Raw genomic sequence first — 22,837 nt, forward strand, 5'->3', positions numbered from 1 at the left:
CCGCGCCTGTGGGCGCGCGCCGCGAGACTGTTCATTTGCAAGCCGCGCGCGTGGCGCGGACCTGGCCGAAGGCGGCCACCGCGACGGCGGGCGGCCGCCCTCAGCGCATCTCATCAAGACAGCCCAGCTATGACGTCGTTGAACGGTTTCGACACTGGAACGATCCCGGCCGCGCGCGCCGCCGCGCCGCTGCGCGCGCCCGCGCGCCGGCGCCTGCTGCTGGCCGTCGCCAGCGCCGTGCTGGGGGCGCCCGGCGCGGCGCGGGCGCAGGCGGGCACGCTGGAACGCCAGGTCAAGGCCGCCTACCTGTACAAGTTCGCCGGCTTCGTCGAGTGGCCCGAGGGTAGCTTCGCCCGGCCCGACAGCCCGCTCGTGATCGGCGTGGCCGGCGCCGACGCGCTGGCCGACCAGCTGGAACTGACCGTGGCCGGCCGCAACGCCGGCGGCCATCCGCTGCTGGTAAAGCGGGTGCGCAAGGGCGATGCACTGGCCGGGCTGCACATGCTGTTCGTGGGCGCCGTGGACAAGGCCCAGTTGCCGGACCTGCTGGCCGCGTGCCAGAGCCAGTCCGTGCTGACCGTGTCCGACAGCGAGGAAGTGCACGCGCTGGGCAGTATCATCCATTTCGTGATCGCCGACGACAGGCTGCGTTTCGAAGTGGCGCTCAAGCAGGCGCTGGCGGCCCGCATCAAGATCAGCGCCCGCATGCTGTCGGCCGCCTACCGCGTGCAGGGGGCCATATGAGACAGACCCGCAGCTTGCGCCAGAAACTGCTGGGGGTGGTGCTGCTGACCACGCTGGTGGCGCTGCTGGTGTCGGTGGGCACCATCATCGGCTACGACTTGCGGACCTACCACCGCAACATCCTGGCCGACCTGAGCACCCAGTCCGAACTGATCGGCCACATGACGTCGGCCGCGCTGGCGTTCGACGACCCGCGCCTGGCCACGGAAAACCTGGCCTTGCTGCGGCTGCGGCCCAAGATCAACGCCGGCGCCATCTACAACGCGCGCGGCCAGCTGTTCGCCAGCTACGTGGCGCCGGGCCAGCAGGGCGACTTCCCGCCCCAGGCCGCCGGCGAGGATGGGGCCCGCTTCGAGCAGGGCAAGCTGATCCTGTTCAAGCGCATCGTCGACAATGGCGAGTTGCTGGGCACCGTCTACCTGCGCGCCGAGTACGAGATGGTGGGCCGCATCGCCGACTACCTGGTGATCGCGTTCGGCGTGACGGCGCTGGCCATGCTGATCGCCTGGCTGGTGCTGGGGCGCCTGAGCCACGTGGTCACCCAGCCCATCCTCGACATCGCCGCCATCGCGCGCGAAGTGGTGGAGACGGGCGACTATTCGCGCCGCGCACGCAAGCTGTCGGACGACGAGGTGGCGCAACTGGTGGACTCGTTCAACCGCATGCTCAGCGAGATCGAGGCCCGCACCCGGGCGCTCGAGTCGTCCAACCAGGCGCTGGCCGGCGAGGCCGGCCAGCGCAGCGCCGCGCAGCAGGAAGTGATGCGGCTGAACGCGGAGCTGGAGCAGCGCGTGCATGAACGCACCTTGCAGCTGGAGGCGGCCAACGGTGAACTGGCGCGCGCCATGGAGGAGGCGCGCAGCGCCAACCAGGCCAAGACGGCGTTCCTGTCGTCCATGAGCCACGAGCTGCGCACGCCGCTCAATGCCATCCTCGGCTTCGCCCAGATCCTCACGTCCGACAAGCTGCCCTCGACCCTGCCGCAAAAAAAGGAATTCGCCAGCCACATCCTCAAGTCCGGGCGCCACCTGCTGACCCTGATCAACGAGATCCTGGACCTGGCCAAGATCGAATCGGGCGCCGTGGCGCTGTCGCTGGAGCCGGTGGCGCTGGACGACATCCTGCAGGAATGCCAGACCATGACGGCACCGCTGGCAGCCCAGCGCAACATCCGCCTGCTGTTCCCGTCCCGCTGCCAGGCCACCGTCAAGGCCGACCGCACCCGCCTCAAGCAGACCGTGCTCAACCTGCTGTCGAACGCCATCAAGTACAACCGCGACGGCGGCGCCGTGGTGGTCGATGGCAGCATGACGGGGCCGCAGCGGCTGCGCCTGTCGGTGCAGGACACGGGCCTGGGCTTGCGCCCGGAGCAGGTGGCGCTGCTGTTCCAGCCGTTCAACCGGCTGGGCCAGGAGGCCGGCGCCGAGGAGGGCACGGGCATCGGGCTGGTGGTGACCAAGCGCCTGGTCGAACTGATGGGCGGCGCCATCGGCGTATCGAGCAGCGCCGGCGTGGGCAGCACGTTCTGGATCGAACTGCAGGCCACCGAACCGTTGGCGCCGCCCGGCGAGGGCGAGGCGGCGCGCGCGCTGGCCGGCGTGCCGGCCGGCGCCGGCGACAGCCACCAGGCCACGCTGCTGTACGTGGAGGACAATCCGGCCAACCTGAAACTGGTGGAGGAAATCCTGCGTTACCGGCCCGATTTGCGGCTGCTGTCGGCGCCCGACGGCCACCTGGGCATCGAGCTGGCGCGGGCCCACCAGCCGGACCTGATCCTGATGGACATCAACCTGCCCTGCGTGAGCGGCGTCGACGCGCTGCAACTGCTGCGCGCCGATCCGGCCACGGCCCACATTCCCGTAATCGCGCTGACGGCCAACGCCATGCCGCGCGACGTGGAGAAGGGACTGGCGATGGGCTTTTTCCGCTATCTCGTCAAGCCCATCAACATCGATGAATTCACCGAGGCGATCAACGCCACGCTGGCCCACCTGGCCAGCCGGCGCGCCCTGGCCAAGGCGGCGGAGCGCACATGATCAGCCAAGACGACATCCTGCGGGCGAAAATCCTCATCGTCGACGACCAGCCGGTCAACATCCAGCTGCTCGAATTCCTGCTCTCGAGCAGCGGCTACCAGGCCGTCAGCGCCACCGGCGACCCCACCGTGGTGGCCCCCTGGCACGCCGAACACCACTACGACCTGATCCTCCTCGACCTGCACATGCCGCACATGAGCGGCTTCGAGGTGATGGAGGCGCTCAAGCCGCTGGAGACGGAAGCCTACCTGCCGGTGCTGGTGGTGACGGCCGAACCGGACAAGAAGCTGGCCGCGCTGGAAGCGGGCGCGCGCGACTTCATCAGCAAGCCGTTCGACCCGGTGGAAGTGCTGACCCGCATCCGCAACATGCTGGAAGTGCGGCTGCTGCACCGCGAGGCGCGCGACTACAACGCCCGCCTGGAGCAGACCGTGCGCGAGCGCACCGCCGAGCTGCAGCGTTTTCGCAGCGCCATGGACGCCACGGCCGACGCCATCTTCCTGCTCGACGCCCACAGCCTGGACCTGCTGGACGTCAACGAGGGCGCCTGCCGCATGCTCGGCTACGAACGCGCCGCGCTGCTGGCGCAAACCCCGCAGCGGCTCGCGCTGGGCACGCCCGAGGCGCTGCACGAACAGGCCGCGCGCCTGGCGGGGCGGCTCGACGAACAGGGCGCGCTGGCCGGCGGCGCGGGCGCGCGGGCGCCCGAGCTGGCCGAGATCGAACTGGCGCGCCAGGACCAGGCCAAGGTGCCGGCCGAGATCTACTGGCAGTTGCGGCCCAGTGCCGCGCCCGGCCAGGCGCCCGTGCTGCTGGGGGTGGCGCGCGACATCAGTGAACGGCGCCAGGCCCAGGAGCGCTTGCGCCACATGGCCCGCTACGACAGCCTGACGGGCCTGCCCAACCGCAGCCTGTTCTTCCAGACCCTGGCCGAATCGATCGAGCTGGCGCAGGACAAGCAATGGCGCATCGTGGTGCTGTTCATCGCGCTCGACCGCTTCAAGAACATCAACGATTCGCTCGGCGCGGCGCTGGGCGACGAGCTGCTGCGCCAGTTCAGCAACCGGCTGGTGCAGTGCGTGCGCATCCGCGACACGGTGGGGCGCCTGGGCGGCGACGAATTCGGCCTGATCCTGACCATGACGCGCGACCAGCAGGACGCCGTGTACGTGGCCAACGAAGTGCGCGAGGCCCTGCGCGCGCCGTTCGACCTGGGCCAGCACCATCCGACGCTGACGGCCAGCATCGGCATCGCCATGTACCCGGACGACGCCACCGACCCGGAAACCCTGGTCAACTACGCCGACACGGCCATGAGCCGGGCCAAGGAAGCGGGGCGCGACGGCTACCGTTTCTTCACGGCCGGCATGAACGTGCAGGTGCTGGCGCGGCTGGACCTGGAGATGGCGCTGCGGCGCGCGCTCGACAACGATGAGCTGGTGCTGTACTACCAGCCCAAGGTCAACCTGCACACGGGCGCCATCAGCGGCGCCGAAGCCTTGCTGCGCTGGCAGCGGCCCGGCTACGGTCTGGTGTTCCCGGCCGAATTCGTGCCGGTGCTGGAGGACACGGGCCTGATCGTGCGGGTGGGCGCGTGGATCATCGACACGGCCTGCCGCCAGATCGCGGCCTGGGCCCGCTCCGGCGCGGGCGCCGTGCACGTGGCCGTGAACGTGTCGAGCCGCCAGTTCGTCGAGGGCGACCTGGAACAGGAAGTGCGCACGGCGCTCGAGCGCTACAAGGTGCCGCCCGAACTGCTGGAGCTGGAATTGACGGAGACGGCCCTGATGTCGAATGCCGAGCGCACCATCGTCGTGCTGTCCAGCCTCAAGGCGCTGGGGGTGCAGGTGGCGATCGACGATTTCGGCACCGGCTATTCCAGCCTGGCCTACCTGCAGCGCTTCCCGATCGACAAGCTCAAGATCGACATCGCCTTCGTGCGCGACATCACCACCAACCCGAACGATGCGGCCATCGCGCTGGCCATCATCAGCATGGCGCACAGCCTCAAGCTGCGGGTGATCGCGGAAGGGGTGGAAACCCGGCCGCAGCTCGAATACCTGCGCCGCAACCGTTGCGACGAGATGCAGGGCTTCTTCTTCAGCCGCCCGCTGCCGGCCGCCGAGATGGGCGCGCTGGTGGAGGCGGGCAAGGGCTTGCCGCCCGAGGCGGGGGGGCAAGCTACGCTGGCCCAGACCTTGCTGATCGTGGACGACGACGTCAACGTGCTGTCGTCACTGCACCGGCTGTTCCGGCGCGATGGTTACCAGATCCTGACGGCCGTATCGCCGGCCGAAGGTTTTGAATTGCTGGCGCTGCACCCGGTGCAGGTGATCCTGTGCGACCAGCGCATGCCCATCATGAGCGGCACGGAGTTTCTCAGCAAGGTCAAGGAGATGTACCCGGACACGATACGCATCATCCTGTCCGGCTACACGGGGCTGGAGGCGGTGCTCGATTCGATCAACCGCGGCGCCATCTACCGCTTCTACACCAAGCCGTGGGACGACACCCAGCTGCGCGACAATATCCGGCTGGCCTTCCACCACTACTGGCTGATGCACGGCACCGGGCGCCGCGTGGGCCAGCCGGACGAAGACCACACGGCCCTGTGATGTTACGACGTGAAGTGGTCGAAGCCCGACAGCTTGAGATCGAGCGCATGGCCGGCCGCGTCCACCAGCCGCAGGCCAGGTTCGGCCTCGATGCGGCCGACCCGGGTGACCGGGGTGGCCACGCTGCCGGCCGCCGCCAGCACGGCTGCGCGGGCGCTGGCCGGGGCCGTGAAGCACAGTTCGTAGTCGTCGCCGCCGGCGGCCGTGTAGGCGCGGCGCAGGGCCGGCTCGCGCGTGGCCAGCACGTCGCCGGCCGGCAGCGCGTCCACGTCCAGCGTGGCGCCCACGCCCGAGCGGGCCAGGATGTGGCCGAGGTCGCCCACCAGGCCGTCGGAAATGTCGATCGCCGCGTGCGCCACGCGCTGTTGGGCCAGCAGCATGCCCAGCTCCACGCGCGGCGTGGGCGCGTGCATGCGCACGGCGGCCGCGCGCAGGCTGGCCTCGTCGAGCGGCACTTCGTTCAGGTAGCCGGCCAGCGCCAGGCGGGCGTCGCCCAGGGTGCCGGAGATCCAGATGTCGTCGCCGACCTGGGCCGCGTCGCGCCGCAGCGCGTGGCCCGGCTGCACTTCGCCGAACACGGTGATGCAGATGTTGAGCGGGCCCTTGGTGGTGTCGCCGCCTATCAGTTCGCAGGCGTGGGCGTCGGCCAGCGCGAACAGGCCCGACGAGAAGCCGTGCAGCCAGTCCCGCTCGGCCGCCGGCAGCGCCAGCGCCAGCGTGCAGGCCACGGGCCGCGCGCCCATGGCCGCCAGGTCCGACAGGTTCACGGCCAGGCATTTGTGGCCCAGCTGGAGCGGATCGGCGCCGGCGAAGAAGTGGCGGCCCTCGACCAGCATGTCCGACGAGATGGCCATCTGCATGCCGGGCGTGGGCGTGAGCAGGGCGCAATCGTCGCCGATGCCCAGTGTGGCGCGGGCGGGACGGTCGCGGTTGAAATACTGCTTGATCAGGTCGAATTCGGAGAGCATGGCGCTATTGTACCGAAGCCACGGCAGGGCCGTGAAACGGCCGCGGCGCCAGGCGATTGTTACTTTATGATATGCAATTTCCGTTCGTCGCGTGTCATTTACGTACAAAATGGTTATAACACTTGGTGAAAATACCTACTTAATTGAAAGAATTGGTCTGATAAAATCGTAAGCTTTCCGACCGAACATACAGGAAGGCAGCACAGCATGGATTCGTCATCTGATCAAAAAGAGGAACTTCGCCAACAACTGCGCCTTGCCGCACTCGAGTATCACGAGATACCGCGCCCCGGCAAAATCAGCGTCACCCCCACCAAGCAACTGACCAACCAGCGCGACCTGGCGCTGGCGTATTCGCCCGGGGTGGCGGCGCCGTGCGAAGAGATCGTTGTCGATCCGGCCAACGCCTACAAGTACACGGCACGCGGCAACCTGGTGGCCGTGATCACCAACGGCACGGCCGTGCTGGGCCTCGGTAACATCGGCCCGCTGGCCGCCAAGCCGGTGATGGAAGGCAAGGGCGTGCTGTTCAAGAAGTTCGCCGGCATCGACGTGTTCGACATCGAGATCAACGAATCCGACCCCGACAAGCTGTGCGACATCATCGCATCGCTGGAGCCGACCTTCGGCGGCGTGAACCTGGAAGACATCAAGGCGCCCGAGTGCTTCTACATCGAGCGCCAGCTGCGCGACCGCATGAAGATCCCCGTGTTCCACGATGACCAGCACGGCACCGCCATCATCGTCGGCGCGGCCATCCTGAACGGCATCAAGGTGGTGGGCAAGAACATCAAGGATTGCAAGCTGGTGGTGTCGGGCGCCGGCGCGGCCGCGCTGGCCTGCCTGGACCTGATCGTCGACCTGGGCTTCCCGCTGGAAAACATCTTCGTCACCGACCTGGCCGGCGTGGTCTACAAGGGCCGCACGGAACTGATGGACCCGGACAAGGAACGCTTCGCGCGCGACACCACGGCCCGCACCCTGGCCGAAGTGATCCCCGGCGCCGACATCTTCCTCGGCGTGTCGGCCGGCGGCGTGCTGAAACCGGACATGGTGCGCCAGATGGCCGCCAAGCCCCTGATCCTGGCGCTGGCCAACCCGACCCCGGAAATCCTGCCGGAAGAAGTGAAGGCCGTGCGCGACGACGCCGTGATCTGCACCGGCCGTTCGGACTATCCGAACCAGGTCAACAACGTGCTGTGCTTCCCCTACATCTTCCGTGGCGCCCTCGATTGCGGCGCCACCACCATCACGCGCGAGATGGAAATCGCCGTGGTGCACGCGATCGCCGAGCTGGCCCACGCCGAGCAGAGCGACATCGTGGCCACCACCTATGGCATCAGCAACCTGTCGTTCGGCCCGGAATACCTGATCCCGATGCCGTTCGATCCGCGCCTGTTGATCCAGATCGCGCCGGCCGTGGCCAGGGCGGCCGAGCAGTCCGGCGTGGCCACCCGTCCGATCAAGGACTTGCAAGCCTACGCCGACAGCCTGCAGCAATTCGTGTACCGCAGCGGCACCTTCATGAAGCCGCTGTTCCAGGTGGCCAAGAACACGCACGCCGACCTCAAGCGCATCGTCTACGCCGAGGGCGAGGAAGAGCGCATCCTGCGCGCCGTGCAGGTGGTGGTCGACGAGCGCCTGGCGCGCCCCATCCTGGTGGGCCGTCCGGCCGTGCTCGAGTCGCGGATCCAGAAGTTCGGCCTGCGCATCAAGCAGGGCGTGCACTTTGACGTGATCAACCCCGATTTCGACGAGCGCTACCGCGATTACTGGAAGTCGTACTACGAGCTGACGGCGCGCAAGGGCGTGACCCAGGAATACGCCAAGCTGGAAATGCGCCGCCGCCATACGCTGATCGGCTCCATGATGATCGCCAAGGGCGACGCCGACGGCATGATCTGCGGCACCTTCGGCACCACCGATCTGCACCTGAAGTACATCGACCAGGTGCTGGGCAAGCGGGCCGGCGCCAAGGTGTACGCGGCCATGAACGTGCTGATCCTGCCCGAGCGCCAGCTGGTGATGGTCGACACCCACGTCAACGAGAACCCGAACGCCGAGCAACTGGCCGCCATCACCATCATGGCGGCCGACGAGATGGTGCGCTTTGGCCTGTCGCCGCGGGCGGCGCTGCTGTCGCACTCGAACTTCGGTTCGTCCAACAGCGAATCGGCGCAGAAGATGCGCGCCGCGCTGGCCATCATCAAGGAGCAGGCACCGGACCTGGAAGTGGACGGCGAGATGCACGGCGATACGGCGCTCGACTCCAAGCTGCGCGCCAAGATCATGCCCGGCTCCAACCTGGGCCATGACGCCAACCTGCTGGTCATGCCCAATATCGACGCGGCCAACATCGCCTACAACCTGGTCAAGACGGCGGCCGGCAACGGCATCGCCGTGGGCCCCATCCTGCTCGGCTGCGCCCGCCCGGTGCACATCCTCACGCCATCGGCCACGGTGCGCCGCATCGTCAACATGACGGCCCTGTGCGTGGTGGACGCGGTGGCTGAACGCAAGAGCTGATCCGCTCGCCTGAGCGGCGCCAGGACGATGGGGGCAGTTCCGCCGGGACTGCCCCCATTGTTTTTTGCGCCATAGTCAGGTGCTTCAGTTTATATGTTGATGCAAATCAAACAATGCTGCGTTTGGTTCAAAAAATTGCCGTGTAACAAGATGTAAGTGTTGTAATCGCCATAATTGGTGAGAAGTGCGCCCCTCGCGCTCTGTTAGAATACCGGGTTGTTCGAGGGCGCGGTGCGTCCTCCCGCCATTCCCAGCATCGGATCTGAATATCATGCAAAAAACGAAGAAAGCGCTCATTACGGGCATCACTGGCCAGGACGGCGCCTATCTGGCAGAACTGCTGCTGGAGAAGGGCTACGACGTCACGGGGACCTATCGCCGTACCAGCTCCGTCAATTTCTGGCGCATCGAGGAATTGGGCATCGCCACCCATCCCAAGCTCAAGCTGGTGGAGTATGACCTGACCGACCTCGGTTCCAGCATCCGCCTGATGCAGAATGTGGCGCCGGACGAGGTGTACAACCTGGCCGCGCAAAGCTTCGTCGGCGTGTCGTTCGAGCAGCCCGTGACGACGGCCGAGATCACCGGCATCGGCCCGGTCAACCTGCTCGAGGCGATCCGCATCGTCAATCCGAAGATCCGCTTCTACCAGGCCTCGACCTCGGAAATGTTCGGCAAGGTGCAAGCCATCCCGCAGAAGGAAGACACCCCGTTCTACCCGCGCAGCCCGTATGGCGTGGCCAAGCTGTATGCCCACTGGATGACGGTCAACTACCGCGAGTCGTACGGCATCTTCGGCAGCTCGGGCATCCTGTTCAACCACGAGTCGCCGCTGCGCGGCCGCGAATTCGTCACCCGCAAGATCACGGACGCGGTGGCCAAGATCAAGCTGGGCAAGCTCGATGTGCTGGAACTGGGCAACCTGGACGCCAAGCGCGACTGGGGCTACGCCAAGGAATACGTGGAAGGCATGTGGCGCATCCTGCAGGCCGACCAGCCGGGCACCTATGTGCTGGCCACCAACCGCACCGAGACCGTGCGCGACTTCGTCACCATGGCGTTCAAGGCCATCGACGTGGCCATCGAATGGCAGGGCACGGCCGATCACGAGACGGGCCACTGCAGCCGCACCGGCAAGGTGCTGGTCAAGGTCAGCCCCAAGTTCTACCGTCCGGCTGAAGTGGAACTGCTGATCGGCGATCCGGCCAAGGCTGTCACGGAACTGGGCTGGAAACCGCAGACCACGCTGGAACAGCTGTGCCAGATGATGGTCGAGGCCGACCTGCGCCGCAACGCGGCCGGTTTCTCGTTCTAAGCGCGCGCCATGGCGAGCGCCGCACTGGCCCTGATGGCCTCCGCGCAGGAAGGTGCCGGCAAGCGCGCCCTGGTCACCGGCCTGGCCGGCTTCACGGGGCGCTACCTGGAGCGCGAGCTGCGCGCGGCCGGCTATGAGGTGCACGGCACCACCACGCCGGGCCACCCGGGCGCCCCAGGACTGTACCCGGTCGACCTGACCGACCGCGCCGCCGTGGCGGCCATGGTGGCCCAGGTGCAGCCGGACGTGGTGGCCCACCTGGCCGGCATCGCCTTCGTCGGCCATGCCGATGTGGAGCAGTTCTACCGCGTCAACGTGGTGGGCACGCGCCACCTGCTCGAAGCGCTGGCGAGTCTGGAGCACAAGCCATCGGCCGTGCTGCTGGCCTCGAGCGCCAACATCTACGGCAACACCAGCGTGCCCGTCATCGACGAGAAGGTGGCGGCGGCGCCGGCCAACGACTACGCCGTCAGCAAGCTGGCCATGGAGTACATGGCCCGGCTGTGGCAGGACAAGCTGCCCCTGATCATCACCCGGCCGTTCAATTACACGGGGGTGGGCCAGCACGAGAACTTCCTGCTGCCCAAGATCGTCGGCCATTTCCGCCGCCGCGCCACCGACATCGAGCTGGGTAACCTGCACGTGTGGCGCGACTTTTCCGACGTGCGCATGGTGGCGGCCAGCTACCGCGCGCTGCTGGCGGCCGCCCCGGCCGGCCAGACCTTCAACATCTGTTCCGGCCGCGCCCATTCGCTGGGCGAGGTGCTGGACATGATGGCCGACATCGCCGGCTACCGCATCAATGTGCATGTCAATCCGGCCTTCGTGCGCGCCAACGAGGTGGAGCGGCTGACGGGCGACAACGCCCGCCTGGCCGCCGTGGTGGGCGCGCTGGCGCCGCCGCCGCTGGCTGACACGCTGCGCTGGATGTACACGGGGTGAGTGCGCCGCGTATCGGCCTGTCCGCCACCGCGCTCGAACCGGGCCTGGCGGACGCCCGCCAGGATGGCATCGCCCGCTACACCCAGGCCTTGCTGGACGAACTGCCGGCCGCCGGTTGCGCCGTGCGGCCGCTGTCGTTCGCGCCGCCTGGCGCGCCCGCATGCCTGCGCGTGGGGCGGGCCTTGCCGCTGTCGTTCGCGCTGGCCTCGATCGGCGACTTGATCCTGCCGGCGAGCGCGCGGCTGGCCGTGCGCGAGCTGGGCCAGGATGGCCAGCCGCTGGACCTGTTCCACGCCACCGACCACCGCATCGTGCGCATGGATTGCCCGGTGGTGGCCACCCTGCATGACGCGCTGCCCATCGCCCACCCCGCGTGGTGTGCGCCGCGCCGGCGCCGCCTGCAAAACTGGCTGCTGGTGAAGGCGGCGCGCAAGGCCGACCACGTGATCGCCCTGTCGCAGCACGCCGTGCCGGAACTGGTGGGCGCCTACGGCATCGACGAGCGCCGCGTGAGCGTGGTGCACCCGGGCGTGGCGCCGGCCTGGTTCGACGCGCCGGGCGCAGATGCGGTGGCGGCCACGCTGCAACGCCATGGCCTGCGGCCCGGCTACTTCCTGTGCGTGGCCACGCTGGAGCCGCGCAAGAACCTTGCGCATCTGTTGCAAGCCTACCTGGCGCTGCCGCCCGTGGTGCGGGCCGCGCGCCAGCTGCTGATCGTGGGCCAGGCCGGCTGGGACAGCGCGCCGCTGGCGCAACGGATCGCCGCCGCCCGTCAGCAGGGCGAGCAGGTGCTGTGGCTGGCCGGCGTGCCGGAGCAGGATGAACTGCGCCAGTTGTACGCAGGCGCGGGCGCCTTCGCGCTGCCGGCGCTGCATGCGCGCGCCGGCCTGGCCATGCTGGAGGCGCTGGCGGCCGGCGTGCCGGTGCTGTGCGCGGCCGGCGGCGCGCTGGCCGAACTGGCCGGCGGCGCCGCGCTGGAAGCGGACCCGCTGTCGGTACCGGAATGGACGGCCGCCCTGCACGCCATCGTGCGCGACGAGGCGCTGCGCGCGCGCTGCGTGGCGGCCGGCCAGCGCCGCGCGCTGGAATTGACCCAGGCCGAGATGGCCCGCCGCACGCTGGCCGTTTACCAATCCATCCTTACTCAGTGACGCGCGAGCGTCCCATCCCCCATGCGTGTGCTTCATTTCTACAAGACCTATTACCCCGACAGCTGGGGCGGCATCGAACAGGTGATCCGCCAACTTTGCGTGGGCACGGGCCGGCTGGGCGTGCGCAATGAGGTGCTGACGCTCACGCGCCAGCCCGAGCCGGCCGAGCTGGCGCTGGAAGGCCACCTGGTGCACCGGGTGCCGCTCGATTTCGAGATCGCCTCCACCGGCTTCTCGGTGGCGGCCATCCGCAAGCTGGCGCGGCTGGCGCGCCAGGCCGACGTGATCCACTACCACTTCCCGTGGCCGTTCATGGACCTGGCCCATTTCCTGGCCCGGGTCGACAAGCCCAGCGTGGTGACCTATCACTCGGACATCGTGCGCCAGAAGAACCTGCTGCGCCTGTACACGCCGCTCAAGCGCGGCTTCCTGCGCAGCGTGGACGCCATCGTGGCCACCTCGCCCAATTACCTGGCCTCGTCGCCCGTGCTGAGCCGCTACCAGCACAAGACCCGCACCATCACCTATGGCCTGGACCAGGCCATCTATCCGCAGCCTTCCCAGGCCACGCGCGACAAGTGGCGCGCCCTGTGCGGCGAGCGCTTCTTCCTGTTTGTGGGCGTGCTGCGCTACTACAAGGGCTTGCACATCCTGCTCGACGCCATGGCCAGCGTGGACTATCCGGTGGTGATCGTGGGCGCCGGCCCCATCGAGCAGGAACTCAAGGCCCATGCGGCCCGCCTGGGCCTGCACCACGTGCTGTTCGTGGGCGCGCTGGAGGAGGAGGACAAGGTGGCCCTGCTGCAGTTGTGCTACGCGATGGTGTTCCCGTCCCATTTGCGCTCGGAGGCGTTCGGCATCTCGCTGCTGGAAGGGGCCATGTACGGCAAGCCCATGATCTCGAGCGAGATCGGCACCGGCACCACCTACATCAACATCGACCAGGACACGGGGCTGGTGGTGCCGCCCAACGATCCGGCCGCGTTCGGGGCCGCCATGCGCACCCTGTGGGAGCAGCCGGAACTGGCCGCCGCCATGGGCCGGCGCGCGGCCGCCCGCTACCACGAACTGTTCACGGCCGAACGCATGGCCGCCAACTACGCGGCCCTGTACCGCGAGGTGGTGGCGGCCCGCGCGCGCTGATTTTCCAGCCCCCGGCTTGATCTGGCGCAAACCATCGCGCCCGGTGGACGCTATGATGGCGCTGGACTCTCTGCCCCCGTTTCCGGTCCGTAACACCGGTCTGACCAGTTATCGACGGTTTCATGCGACGCAACGACGGCGCGGGTGGCGAGAGTTCACCGCGGCCCGGCCTGCCGGGCCGGCAGGTGTGTCTGGACAGCAACGCTCGCCCCCGCAAAACACCATCGCATGAGGCGGTGATGGCCACAGGCCCGGCGACGCCGGCGTTCGGCGCTAGAATGGGGCATGTGCGATATCGTCGGTGACCTGTCCCTTACCTTGCTGGCATGCCCCGTCACGGACGCGTCCGGGCGGCGCGCACGGTGCGCCGGTCCGCAAGCAAGACCCACCGTGTCCAGGCCATGTTGAAACTTGCTGCAGTCAGCCGGAGCCCCGGCGGATCGCGCGCGCAGGCGTTGTGGCTGGCGCTGGGCGGGGTCGCCTATTACGCCTGCGCCAGCTTTGGTATGGCCTTGTTTTCCATTCAGCCGAGCAATATCACGCTGCTCTGGCTGCCCTCGGGCATCGGCCTGGCCATGTGCGCCCAGGCTGGCCGGCGCGCCTGGCCCTGCGTGTTCGCCGCCAGTTTCTTCGCCAACGCGCCCGGCATGGGGGCCCAGGAATCGCTGGCCCATTTGCTGTCGACCTGCGTGGCGGCCGGCGCCGACACGCTGGCCGCCGCGCTGGCCGCCGCCATGTTGCGGCGCCACTTGCCCCATGGGCTGGAACGGCTGTCCAGCCTGTTTACCTTCATCGCCGCCGTGTGCCTGCTGCCGACCCTGGTGTCGGCCGTGATCCTGGCCGCCAACCTGGCGCTGGGCGGCTACATCGCGTGGAGCGCGAGCCTGCCGTTCGTCGGCATGCTGCTGTTTGCCGACAGCCTGGGCATCCTGCTGGTCTATCCGCTGGTGGCGGCCTGGCGCGCGGGCCCGGCGCCCCGGCCCGGCGCCTGGCGCGCCAGCCTGCTGGTGACGCTGCTGGCGCTGGCCATGGCCTGGCTGGCCTTCACCGTGTTCGCCGGCCTGATCTTCCTGATCGTGCCCACGCTGCTGTATCTGGCCTTGCGCGGCCGCGACCAGGCCGTGTACGTGGCGTTGGCCCTGACCATCAGCGCCATCGTGGCGCTGGCCGCGCGCGACCTGGGGCCGTTCCACGTGGTCGACACCGTGCAGGCCCGCTTCATGCTGTTGTCCTACCTGTTCTCCACCACCGTGGTGGTGCTGGGCATGGCGCTGCAGCGCCACGACCTGGAGCTGGAAACGCGGGCCCGCCAGGACTGGCAATTCCTGGCCAACCATGACGCGCTCACGGGCCTGTCCAACCGGCTATCCTTCATGCCCATGCTGGAAAATGAGATCGAACGGGCCCGCCGCAATGGCCGCGCCTTTGCCGTCGCCACGCTCGACATCGACCACTTCAAGCGCATCAACGACACCTACGGCCACCAGGTGGGCGACAAGGTGCTGGTGGCCGTGGCCGGCCGGCTCAGGGCGGCCTTGCGCACGGTGGACATGGTGGCCCGCATGGGCGGCGAGGAGTTTGCCATCTGCTTCCCCGACACCCCGGCCGGCGAAGCTTTGCTGGCCATGGAACGGCTGCGGACCGGCGTGGGCCAGCTGCGGGTGGCGGCCGGCGGCCAGCAGGTGACGGTCACCATCAGCGGTGGCATGGCCGTGTGGCGGCCCGACCAGCCGTGCGGCGTGGACCAGTTGCTGGACCGTGCCGACCAGTGCCTGTACCGGGCCAAGCGCGAGGGGCGCGACCGCATCGTCACGGACTAGCGGCCGCGCGCGGGTGGCGCTGCTTCAGCGTGGGCGGCCCTTGCGGCGCGCCGTCCAGCCCCGCAGCGCCAGGCCGGCCGCCAGCATAGCGTAGCGGCCCGGTTCGGGCACGGCTTCCACCACACCGTATTTGGGGCCAGGCCAGATGCTGTTGCCGGACACGTCGTTCCACTTGCCGTTGGCGTAGGTATGCGCATATTGCTCGCCAAACAGCTTGTTCGGCTCGCCGATGGCCCCGTTGGTGTAGGTGACGGCATCGCCGTTGGACCAGGCGAAATCGGTGGAATTGGGGCCGGTGCGGTGGAAGCCCAGCCATAGCGCGTGGCTGCTGCCGCAGGTGCTGATCAGCAAATCGTTCTCGGCCTGGCTGTTGACAGCCACCAGGTGGGCGCCCATGGCCACGGCCGCCGCTTCGGCGTCGGTCCAGCTGCTGGCGCTGAGTTCGATGTAGTGGTGGCCGCCGAAGTCGCCGGTCACGCCGGTCGGCGTGACGGCCTGCGCCGAGGCGGCTGCCAGCAGCAGGGGGGACCGGGCGAACTGTTTCAGGATGAACATGGGCGACTCCATATGGCAAGGGATGGCAGGAGCATCGGCGGGAATGAACAAATGATAATAAATTTATAATATTGTATCGTCAACGCTGGCTTGATGGCTGTGGCAAGATTGCGTCACTATCAATATCGATGCCAGGGACGATGGCCGCGCCGCGGATCGACATGGCGCGATGCCCTTCGTACAATGGCAGGACCGGCGCCACGGCGCCGGTCCTGCCACGTGCTCCCGCAAGACCATTCGTGCGTCACGGAAATTTAATTTCCGCTACGCTTGATTATTTGCCCAACAAGGAGAACAACATGCCCCATCCCTTCAAGAAGCTGTGCGTCCACGCCGCCATGATCGCCTTTGTCAGCGTGGGCATAGCCCAGCCAGCCCAGGCCGCCCTTGTCGGCACCGCGCAAGTGGTGACCGCCGCCAACGCCGACCAGGCGCGCGCCCATCTGGCGGCCACCCTCAACCGTGCCGACGTGCAGGCCGAGTTGCAGCGTTACCACATCGACCCGGCCGACGCCCAGGCCCGTATCGCCGCCCTGAGCGACGCCGAGGTGGCAGCCATGGCGCACCAGGTCGACAGCCTGCCGGCCGGCGGTGACGGCCTGGTGGGCGCATTGGTGTTCATCTTCGTGCTGTTGCTGGTGACGGACATCCTGGGCTTGACCAAGGTGTTCCCCTTCACCCGCCACCGTTGATGGCGGCACGCGGTACGGGCCGGCGCCGGCTGGCGCCGGCCCTGTTGCTGGCGGCCTTGTTGCTGGGCGGCTGCGCCACCCAGACGGCGGCGCTGCGCTCGGCGCCGCCGCCAGGTGTCGCGTCCCGGCTGGAGCTGCCTGCCACGCCATTTTTTGCCCAGGAACGCTACCAATGCGGCCCGGCCGCGTTGGCCATGGCGCTGGGCGCGGCCGGCATCGCCGTCGTGCCCGACACGCTGGTGCCGCAGGTCTACCTGCCCGGGCGCGAAGGCAGCCTGCAAGTGGAGATGCTGGCCGCCGCCCGCCGCAACGGCGCGCTGGGCGTGACCATCGCGCCCCGGCTGGACGCGTTGCTGGCGGAACTGCAGGCAGGCCACCCGGTGCTGGTGCTGCAGAACCTGAGCCTGCCGATCTTTCCCCGCTGGCATTACGCCGTCGTGACCGGCTACGACCTGGCGCAGGGCGATATCGTGCTCCATTCCGGCACCACGGAGCACATGGTGATGGCCATGTCGACCTTTGAGCACACGTGGGCCCGCAGCGGCTACTGGGCCATGGTGGCGCTGGCGCCGGGGCAATTGCCCGTCACCAGCGACAAGCCGGCTGTGCTCGACGCGCTGGTGGCGTGGGAGCGTAACGGCAAGCCGGACGCCGTGCGGCAAAGCTATGCAGCCGCCGACCGGCGCTGGCCCGGTGAGCTGGGCTTGCTGCTGGGCTTGGGCAACACGGCCTACGCGGCCGGCGACCGGGCCGGCGCGGCCGACGCGTTCCGGCGCGCCACCCAGGCTCATCCGGACAGCGCGCCGGCGTTCAACAACCTGGCGTTCGTGCTGAGCGAGCTGGGCGACTACGGCGCGGCGCGGACGGCGGCCACCCGCGCGCTGGCGCTCGGCGGGCCGTTTCGTGCCGAAGCACAGGCCACGCTGGAGACCATTGAGCGGGCCGAGCGGCAGCGCCAGTGACGGCGCCGCCGCCGGGGCGCTTGGGTCGCCCGGCGCATGAATGATGAAAGCGGCCCATGCAGTGTCGTATTCACTCTTGAAGTCCTGTGCGATTTGCATGGCGACTTCGGGTGAAGGTTTCGTCAACCGAAGCAGTGTGTTTCCTGGTGGTAACGGTCTAAACATCTTGGAACGGTAACATGCCCTGTCTTCAAAGAAACTATCCAATGGTAACTATTGGGGGCAGCGGTCGCCTTCAGCCTTGAGTATGGTCACGGGCACGATGCCATCCCTGGCTGATAACCCAAGGTCTGTGCTCGTACGATGGTGGTCGACGCGGGCAAACTGAAGCTGAACGAATACAGGGCGGTCAGTGATTGGTAGGGCAGGGGATCGCAAGTCCCCGCGTCGCTCCCTGTGGAACAGATGCGTGCCCGAACGAACCGGACGCAATTGGCGCCGTTCGGATCGGCGCTGCAATTGATGCGGTTGCGGGTGGGGCAGGCGGGCAAAAGGGCTGTCGGGATGGCCTGGAGTGTCTCCGTGCCGTCGCTGCTGCGCGCAAGCGAAAAATAGTCTATGCGCACGTTCTGGTCGGTCACTGGAGCACCCCAGGAAAGTGTTCCTGCACTGGTGCGGAATAGCGCGTTTTGCCGGGCCAGGTTCTTCCCTGCTTCATCTGCTACATCCGTATTCGCGGCGGCAATCGCAGCGCGCCTGCTCACTTCCAGCAGCGTGTTCCACATGTAGATAGCACGTGCCAGATCAATCATGAAGAACAGCAAGGTAAAAAACAGCAGGGACACCAGCGCGAATTCGACCGCTGCGACGCCGGCCTGACGCGGGATGCGGCGGAAGGAAGCGCGCCATAATTGGGACAATTCAATTTCCGACATAGCGCATTGTGATGTCGGCCGTCAGCAGCAATCCATTGTCACCGGTGACTGATGAGGTAAAGGACTGGAAAATTTCGTCAATCAGGTTGACTCGTATCGCGACCCGGATGGTGGCGGGAATACTAAAACCGTCGCAGGTCAATCCGTCGCACTGGATCGACACTGATGGGGCAGATGGCCCTGGATACAGTCCGGCCAGTTCCATCGCCACAATTGAATTTGCCACCGCCACTTCATTGCTGGTCCTTGCTGAATTGCTCAGGGAGAGCTTCGGGACGGTCGATAGGTAAACGGCGGCATCGCGGGCCGCCTCGCGGGCCACTGTATAACAAACGAAGGCTCGTCCAAACAGCAGGGGAAATGCCAGCAGTATCATTATGAAGGGCAAGATGATGGCGAACTCCAGCGCGGCGATACCGCGCTGGTGTGCTGTCGCCTTGCATGGGCAATTCGCATTCATTTGCTGAGCTCCATGTCCCCGGCGAGCGATTGTTCTGGCACGGCGCCAGCGAATTCGGCGCTAATGCTGGTCGCTGTGGCTGGCACCGTCATGAAGAATTTCCCAATCCCCAGGACGGTCGCCAAGGAGGCGGTGCCGGTCGCCACCGGGCAAGACAACAAAGGGATGTTCAATACTCGACGTCCACGCAGGCCAGGCTTATTGGCGGTTGACGGTGCCAGGAAATTCGTCCCGCTACCGGCCATATATGGCGTCGGTGAAGGATAGCTGCTGGCGATCGGGTTGCCAGGGTAGAGTGTCGACCAGTTCGTGGTAGCGAACGTCGCATAGCCGCTTGCAGGTTCCGGTGTGCCCGCCGAATAGGCGGAAAACGGAACCGCTTTCGCATACGCCCACAGTGGCCCGTACGAGGCAGCGGTATTCGGGGGCTGCATAGGTAGTGGGTCGGCGGTGGTCCACAGCTTGCTTTGGTATAGGGTCTTTTGCGCGGTCTGGCCATTGCGGGTAGTGGACATCCAGGGAATGGCCGTGTCGTAGACGTACGATTTGATGTTGAAATCAGGCGGCGCCGCATTCGGGCTGCACAAGCCGCCCGCGTATTGGTCGAAGCGGGAGTTGAGCTGTTGGTATAGTGCCGCAAGTGGAAATGGGCTTTGCACGGTGATTGGCGCGCCCATCACCCGTCCCATGGGCATGGTGCCCGTGCAGACGAATGGGCCAACCAGGGAAGGGTCCATGTTGGCCGACGAACCCAGTGTGCCAAGTGGGTCGATCGGATCGATGACGAAATTGACGGGCGTGGTCGCATTGGGATTGAGCTGCATCAGGTCGTACGCGACACCACGCCGGAAACCGAACTCGACGAGTTCAACGCTGGCGGCCGAATTGATGCGCGAAGCCGCCGGTGTCGAGGACAGTGCGCAGATGGCCAGCGGTGTGACGCGGATGCTTGACCGTCCGGCGATGGCCTGTCCCGATGTTGTCGATGCCGAGCTCCCAGTGAACAGCTGCATGAAAATGGAATTGACGCTGGACATGGCGGACGACAGCGCCGCTGTATCGACCTTGACGAACAACAGGCCGTTGGGCGAGGACTGCGCCGAGGCCGCGTCCAGCCATTCACCGTCCGCCGCAGAAGACGAGGCGGCGAACTTGATCGCCGCGTCCGACCAGGTGACGGATGTTGAGTTGTACTGATACCGCATACTGGACGCTTCGGCGGCGGCTCGCGCCAATGCGCTGGTGACACCGGCCTGGGTGCCGTTCAGCTCGTGCGCGGCGGCCAGAGCGACCCCAGTGGCTATATCCTCCAGTTCGTTGTGCCGGTTGTAGATTTGTGCCAGATCCAGCGCCAGACCGAAAAGTCCCAGCAAGAGTAGCGTCAACAGCACGAACATGATCGCGACCGCACCACGCTGGGCGGTCCGTTGTCCGTTCGTACTCAGGCGCATCGAGCTAAGGCGAGCAGTGAACAAGTAGCCGTTCATGTGTTTCGCTACGCCAACCATGGCCCCCCCCTTTATTCATCGTTGCTGCCGAGAGTGCGGACAGGAGGAGATCTTCCCCCCGATCAATTCTAGCCAGCGGGAACGGGGGAGGATTGATGAATGACAAGCGAAGCCGGAAGTAGATGAACTTGGATGCAAGAGGTTTTTCGTTATTGGTATCGGCGGCCTTGCTTGTGCAAATCGTCAATGTGAAAGGCAGCGATCCATCGTATTTATTGATCGAAATTTTTAAGCGATAGTTGGGCTTACCCCAACTTCACGGCCACTTCCGTTAAGTGCATTTTCGATGGCCAGCCTGTACTTGGCTGAGATGCGGCTGATATTATCGAGCCGCTACAGGTAGTGTCGCGAGGAAATCGAGTAATAACGTATTGAGTCGCTCCGGTGCTTCTTCGGGCACGGCATGACCAACCCCATCGAGCAAAGTCTTGCTTCGCAATCCAGGCAAATGTCGTTCAAGATTGTCGTAAACAGGAATGAAGCGATCTAGCGCCGGATCCGCAGCACCACCAATGAACAATGCAGGTAGTGTCGGACACATCCCTGCTAGATATGCGGTCTGCTCCCAATTGTGATCGCGTACGCGGTACAGGTTCAGGGGGGCGGCGAAGCCGGCACGCGAATATTCGGCAACATAGTAGTCAATGGCTCGCGTGCTCAGCCAGTCGGGCAGCACTTTTGGTTTGTGAACCGTATCGAGAAAGCGTTCATCGACCCCGATATCCAGACGCCAGCGCTCCTGGCCTTGTGCGCTTCCGGATACCGAGTACATCATCGAGGACAGGGAAGTGCGAATATTGGCGTCGAGTTCCGGAACGGCCTCTGCAGGCGAGGAAAAATAATCCTGATAGAAGCGTGTCCCCGTGCGTTGCCGCTGCTCGCCCCATGCCACACTAGGTTTGGCAAGGCTGCGGGGCATGGGGGGAGAGGACAAGAACACGGCGCCACGAAATAGATCCGGACGCATCTGGGTGGCGGCGAAAGCGATGTGCGATCCAGCGTCATGACCAATGAGTACCGCAGAAGGCGCATGCAACAGCTGCATCATGCTGACAAGGTCGCCTACTAGGTGCATCATATCGCCGCGCTCAAGTTCTGTTGGCGTTTCACTTCCACCAAAGCCGGGAAGATCGGGGGCAACGACGCGATAACCGGCCGCAGCCAATGCTGGAATTTGATGCCGGAATTCGTACCAGAGATACGGAAAGCCATGCAAGAGAATGAGCAGCGGCCCTTCGCCCTCGACCACACAATGCCAACGCAGGCCATTGAGAATCAACTCGCGGTGCTGGAGGCGCGAGGGATCGTCATTGTTCAGATGTTCGATTTTCATTGTCTTTCTCCGATGATTAGGCGTAGTTCAATTTGGCCTGTTTGCGTAAGTGCGCCGCAGCACCCAGGTAAGCAACCAAGGCCAAGGCCGTCAGACCGTCAAATGTAAGCATGGCTCCTCCAGGGGCGGGCCCCACTGTGTTGGAAACGCATGCGTAGCGCCAGTGCCCGCTGGTGTGCCATACCTTGATGAGGCCACCCAGGATGTACGCGACTACTTATTTTCGGGGCGCAAGGCCAAGCGATTTGTTCGTTTCGCAGGACCTCTTCTGACAGCAGCGTTAATTCCAGGTCGCTGATAATGGCGTAGTCGATCCTTCCTACCATCAGCTTTTTCACGTTAGTCATAGTGGTAGCAGCTTCCTCAGGGGAAATCCCCAGTGCATCTAGTTCCGTCAGGGCCGAAGTGCCCCGCACGATACCTACCTTTTCGTGACCGTGCTGACCGGCACGTACATAGCACCAGCTTACCCTCGCCTTGACTCAGGTGCCGCTGGAGGCACTATGTGCACCGGAGCCCGGCGGAACGCGCACCGTATCGCCCCTGACGTCCCAAGACCGCGCATCCGCCAACAAATCCTGGAACGCCGAAGCGGGGATGGGTTTGCTGATTAAGTACCCCTGTGCTTCATCGCAACCGGCCGATCGCAAGAAGGCCAACTGCGCTTCGGTTTCGACGCCTTCCGCAATGACAGTCAAATTCAGTCCATGGCCAAGTTGTATGACCGCGTTGACAATCGATGCGCTGTCGGGCGCGTCGAGCATATCGTCCACAAACGAGCGATCAATTTTCAGTTTATCGACAGATAATTTCTTCAGATAGGCGAGGCTGGAGTATCCGGTCCCGAAATCATCGATAGAAAACGTCACGCCGATTCTCTGCAATTTCCGGATCACTTCAATCGTACCTTCGTGTAACAATACCGACTCGGTCAGCTCCAGCTCCAGCAGCGACGACGGCAAGCCGGACCGGGTCAACGCCTCGGTGACGGTATTGAACAAGTTACCGTCTGCAAACTGCACCGCCGATAAGTTAACCGCCACCATCAGGCCATCACCATAGGTATCGAGCCATTGCCTGGCTTGCCGACACGCCGTCTGCAAGGCCCACGCGCCGATTGGCACAATGTGCCCGCTCTGTTCGGCCAGCGCGATAAATCGCCCCGGCGGTATCAGCCCTTCAACCGGATGCT

At 65.8% G+C, this 22,837-nt stretch carries 18 protein-coding genes; 11 read left to right on the top strand and 7 right to left on the bottom strand.

The window, feature by feature from the left end; translation table 11 throughout:
• Positions 1-129 precede the first annotated feature (129 nt).
• The 3 genes from H3H36_RS16290 to H3H36_RS16300 are packed head-to-tail and all read left to right on the top strand — an operon-like array spanning position 130 to position 5,395.
• Positions 130-744: a TOL_0243 family YfiR-like periplasmic protein gene (locus H3H36_RS16290; protein WP_182219142.1), complete on the top strand. Its 615-nt coding sequence runs from the start codon at positions 130-132 to the stop codon at positions 742-744.
• Positions 741-2,780 carry a sensor histidine kinase, YfiR-like protein-associated gene (locus H3H36_RS16295; protein ID WP_182219143.1) on the top strand — a complete coding sequence of 680 codons (2,040 nt, stop codon included), beginning with the start codon at positions 741-743 and terminating at the stop codon, positions 2,778-2,780. The genes H3H36_RS16290 and H3H36_RS16295 overlap by 4 nt, the downstream gene beginning before the upstream one ends.
• Entirely contained in the window at positions 2,777-5,395 is a 2,619-nt protein-coding gene (locus H3H36_RS16300) for an EAL domain-containing protein (protein ID WP_182219144.1), read from the top strand. Before H3H36_RS16295 ends, H3H36_RS16300 begins: the two co-directional genes overlap by 4 nt.
• 2 nt (positions 5,396-5,397) lie before the next feature.
• On the opposite strand, the gene thiL is transcribed toward H3H36_RS16300, so the two are convergent.
• Positions 5,398-6,363: a thiamine-phosphate kinase gene (gene thiL / locus H3H36_RS16305; RefSeq protein WP_182219145.1), complete on the bottom strand. Its 966-nt coding sequence runs from the start codon at positions 6,361-6,363 to the stop codon at positions 5,398-5,400.
• A gap of 207 nt (positions 6,364-6,570) precedes the next feature.
• Between thiL and H3H36_RS16310 the strand changes: the two genes are divergently transcribed.
• From H3H36_RS16310 to H3H36_RS16335, 6 genes are all read left to right on the top strand, one after another.
• Positions 6,571-8,889, top strand: a complete 2,319-nt coding sequence (locus tag H3H36_RS16310) for an NADP-dependent malic enzyme (protein ID WP_182219146.1) — start codon at positions 6,571-6,573, stop codon at positions 8,887-8,889.
• A gap of 271 nt (positions 8,890-9,160) precedes the next feature.
• The gene (gene gmd / locus H3H36_RS16315) at positions 9,161-10,204 is read left to right on the top strand and encodes a GDP-mannose 4,6-dehydratase (RefSeq protein ID WP_182219147.1); all 1,044 of its coding nucleotides are present in this window, start codon (positions 9,161-9,163) and stop codon (positions 10,202-10,204) included.
• 33 nt (positions 10,205-10,237) lie between these two features.
• Positions 10,238-11,146 (top strand): GDP-mannose 4,6-dehydratase, encoded by a 909-nt coding sequence (locus tag H3H36_RS16320; protein ID WP_182219167.1) that lies wholly within the window; start codon positions 10,238-10,240, stop codon positions 11,144-11,146.
• On the top strand, positions 11,143-12,297 hold the full coding sequence (locus H3H36_RS16325) for a glycosyltransferase family 4 protein (protein ID WP_182219148.1): 1,155 nt from the start codon (positions 11,143-11,145) through the stop codon (positions 12,295-12,297). The genes H3H36_RS16320 and H3H36_RS16325 overlap by 4 nt, the downstream gene beginning before the upstream one ends.
• A 21-nt stretch (positions 12,298-12,318) precedes the next feature.
• Complete coding sequence (locus H3H36_RS16330) at positions 12,319-13,440, top strand: glycosyltransferase family 4 protein (protein WP_182219149.1); 1,122 nt, start codon at positions 12,319-12,321, stop codon at positions 13,438-13,440.
• 401 nt (positions 13,441-13,841) lie between these two features.
• Positions 13,842-15,260, top strand: a complete 1,419-nt coding sequence (locus H3H36_RS16335; protein WP_182219150.1) for a sensor domain-containing diguanylate cyclase — start codon at positions 13,842-13,844, stop codon at positions 15,258-15,260.
• Positions 15,261-15,284: 24 nt separating this feature from the next.
• On the opposite strand, the gene H3H36_RS16340 is transcribed toward H3H36_RS16335, so the two are convergent.
• Positions 15,285-15,815 (bottom strand): lectin-like protein, encoded by a 531-nt coding sequence (locus H3H36_RS16340; protein ID WP_182219151.1) that lies wholly within the window; start codon positions 15,813-15,815, stop codon positions 15,285-15,287.
• Positions 15,816-16,114: 299 nt separating this feature from the next.
• Here H3H36_RS16340 and H3H36_RS16345 point away from each other — a divergent pair, with 299 nt between their 5' ends.
• Complete coding sequence (locus H3H36_RS16345; RefSeq protein ID WP_229219940.1) at positions 16,115-16,507, top strand: PA2779 family protein; 393 nt, start codon at positions 16,115-16,117, stop codon at positions 16,505-16,507.
• Positions 16,507-17,469 (top strand): PA2778 family cysteine peptidase, encoded by a 963-nt coding sequence (locus tag H3H36_RS16350; RefSeq protein WP_182219152.1) that lies wholly within the window; start codon positions 16,507-16,509, stop codon positions 17,467-17,469. The genes H3H36_RS16345 and H3H36_RS16350 overlap by 1 nt, the downstream gene beginning before the upstream one ends.
• 251 nt (positions 17,470-17,720) lie before the next feature.
• On the opposite strand, the gene H3H36_RS16355 is transcribed toward H3H36_RS16350, so the two are convergent.
• From H3H36_RS16355 to H3H36_RS16375, 5 genes are all read right to left on the bottom strand, one after another.
• Positions 17,721-18,329 carry a TadE/TadG family type IV pilus assembly protein gene (locus H3H36_RS16355; RefSeq protein ID WP_229219941.1) on the bottom strand — a complete coding sequence of 203 codons (609 nt, stop codon included), beginning with the start codon at positions 18,327-18,329 and terminating at the stop codon, positions 17,721-17,723.
• 1 nt (position 18,330) lies between these two features.
• A complete protein-coding gene (locus H3H36_RS16360) occupies positions 18,331-18,804 on the bottom strand; it encodes a TadE/TadG family type IV pilus assembly protein (RefSeq protein ID WP_182219154.1) in 474 nt (157 codons plus the stop codon).
• Positions 18,801-20,291: a pilus assembly protein TadG-related protein gene (locus H3H36_RS16365; protein ID WP_229219942.1), complete on the bottom strand. Its 1,491-nt coding sequence runs from the start codon at positions 20,289-20,291 to the stop codon at positions 18,801-18,803. Before H3H36_RS16365 ends, H3H36_RS16360 begins: the two co-directional genes overlap by 4 nt.
• 343 nt (positions 20,292-20,634) lie before the next feature.
• On the bottom strand, positions 20,635-21,645 hold the full coding sequence (locus tag H3H36_RS16370) for an alpha/beta fold hydrolase (RefSeq protein ID WP_182219155.1): 1,011 nt from the start codon (positions 21,643-21,645) through the stop codon (positions 20,635-20,637).
• Positions 21,646-22,127: 482 nt separating this feature from the next.
• Positions 22,128-22,837: putative bifunctional diguanylate cyclase/phosphodiesterase (locus H3H36_RS16375; RefSeq protein WP_182219156.1), on the bottom strand; the 710-nt coding region annotated here is incomplete at its 5' end.

This window comes from Rugamonas fusca, assembly GCF_014042365.1.
Taxonomy (GTDB): Bacteria; Pseudomonadota; Gammaproteobacteria; order Burkholderiales; family Burkholderiaceae_D; genus Rugamonas; species Rugamonas fusca.

Bases quoted from the DNA above. Each gene is read 5' to 3' on its own strand.
- H3H36_RS16360 (WP_182219154.1), bottom strand. From the start codon at position 18,804: ATGAATGCGAATTGCCCATGCAAGGCGACAGCACACCAGCGCGGTATC.
- H3H36_RS16330 (WP_182219149.1), top strand. From the start codon at position 12,319: ATGCGTGTGCTTCATTTCTACAAGACCTATTACCCCGACAGCTGGGGC.
- H3H36_RS16370 (WP_182219155.1), bottom strand. From the start codon at position 21,645: ATGAAAATCGAACATCTGAACAATGACGATCCCTCGCGCCTCCAGCAC.
- H3H36_RS16365 (WP_229219942.1), bottom strand. From the start codon at position 20,291: ATGAACGGCTACTTGTTCACTGCTCGCCTTAGCTCGATGCGCCTGAGT.
- H3H36_RS16320 (WP_182219167.1), top strand. From the start codon at position 10,238: ATGGCCTCCGCGCAGGAAGGTGCCGGCAAGCGCGCCCTGGTCACCGGC.
- H3H36_RS16295 (WP_182219143.1), top strand. From the start codon at position 741: ATGAGACAGACCCGCAGCTTGCGCCAGAAACTGCTGGGGGTGGTGCTG.
- H3H36_RS16335 (WP_182219150.1), top strand. From the start codon at position 13,842: ATGTTGAAACTTGCTGCAGTCAGCCGGAGCCCCGGCGGATCGCGCGCG.
- H3H36_RS16300 (WP_182219144.1), top strand. From the start codon at position 2,777: ATGATCAGCCAAGACGACATCCTGCGGGCGAAAATCCTCATCGTCGAC.
- H3H36_RS16350 (WP_182219152.1), top strand. From the start codon at position 16,507: ATGGCGGCACGCGGTACGGGCCGGCGCCGGCTGGCGCCGGCCCTGTTG.
- thiL (WP_182219145.1), bottom strand. From the start codon at position 6,363: ATGCTCTCCGAATTCGACCTGATCAAGCAGTATTTCAACCGCGACCGT.
- H3H36_RS16310 (WP_182219146.1), top strand. From the start codon at position 6,571: ATGGATTCGTCATCTGATCAAAAAGAGGAACTTCGCCAACAACTGCGC.
- H3H36_RS16340 (WP_182219151.1), bottom strand. From the start codon at position 15,815: ATGTTCATCCTGAAACAGTTCGCCCGGTCCCCCCTGCTGCTGGCAGCC.
- H3H36_RS16345 (WP_229219940.1), top strand. From the start codon at position 16,115: ATGCCCCATCCCTTCAAGAAGCTGTGCGTCCACGCCGCCATGATCGCC.
- gmd (WP_182219147.1), top strand. From the start codon at position 9,161: ATGCAAAAAACGAAGAAAGCGCTCATTACGGGCATCACTGGCCAGGAC.
- H3H36_RS16290 (WP_182219142.1), top strand. From the start codon at position 130: ATGACGTCGTTGAACGGTTTCGACACTGGAACGATCCCGGCCGCGCGC.